This is a genomic window from Cupriavidus sp. 8B, from assembly GCF_054589115.1.
This window is the reverse complement of the sequence record NZ_BAAILO010000069.1, coordinates 1-486: the sequence shown is the minus strand read 5'-3', so window position 1 is coordinate 486 and position 486 is coordinate 1. Positions and strand designations below refer to the sequence as shown.

The 486-nt window shown below is 56.2% G+C and carries 1 pseudogene; it reads right to left on the bottom strand.

Features of this window, described 5'->3' with window-relative positions:
• Positions 1 to 148: 148 nt before the first annotated feature.
• Positions 149 to 364: pseudogene (locus ACYP5B_RS06735) on the bottom strand (tyrosine-type recombinase/integrase); the annotation flags it as partial.
• Positions 365 to 486: the final 122 nt, after the last annotated feature.

Below are 486 nucleotides of genomic sequence, written 5' to 3'. Positions count from 1 at the left end.
AACTATCGGCAGTTTGCAATTATGGAAGGTTCGCTGGAGCCGTATCGAATGAAAGCCAGTCGAGTGATGCCGCGCCCCTGCATTTGCTGGACCACGGCATCGATACGGCTGCATGTTCTGTGGGGCGCCAGATAAGAACCGTCCATAACTACAGGGCCTGCAGGAAGCGAAGGATGTCATCCTTGGGTCGATATCGAAGCGGCTTACGTGATGGCGGCTGGAGCGCCTTCAAGGCGCGCTCCTTCATTTGCAGATCCGCCTCGATATATCGATGCGTGGTGACAGGACTTTCGTGCCCAAGCCACAGCGCGATGACGGTAATATCAACACCGGATTGCAGCATATGCATAGCGACCGAATGCCTTCTATGTCGTTGGGTACATAGTCGGCACTGTACTAAACCGCTGACGCGGTAGTGGGAGGGAAGCGGAAGTCAGTGCCTGCGTTCGGTCAGGAAGGTTGTCTGGTGCCGGGACCAGGGAAGGG